Source organism: Bacillus sp. SIMBA_005, from assembly GCF_046535585.1.
Lineage (GTDB): Bacteria > Bacillota > Bacilli > Bacillales > Bacillaceae > Bacillus > Bacillus pumilus.
In genome coordinates this window covers 1-278 of record NZ_JAWRWI010000278.1, presented here as the reverse complement: position 1 = coordinate 278, position 278 = coordinate 1, and the positions used below count along the sequence as shown (strand labels likewise).

1 pseudogene is annotated in these 278 nt (G+C 43.2%); it reads left to right on the top strand.

From position 1 onward, the window contains the following. Window positions 1-278, top strand: a pseudogene (locus SB660_RS20100) (MFS transporter); the annotation flags it as partial.

Below are 278 nucleotides of genomic sequence, written 5' to 3'. Positions count from 1 at the left end.
GTTTTGGTCGCAGAGCTGGACTTGCAGGTGGTTTCCTTATAGGCGGATTAGGTGCTATAGGTGTGATAATCGCGGCTTTAATTAACAGCGTTGCCCTATTATTTGTTTCTCTTCTTATTTATGGAGCAGGTATGGCTTCTAATCTTCAAGTTCGGTATGCTGGGACAGACCTTGCAAATGAGAAACAACGGGCAACTGCTGCAAGTATGGCCTTAGTTTCTACTACTTTAGGAGCTGTAGTAGGTCCTAACTTAGTTAATACAATGGGGGAATTTGCA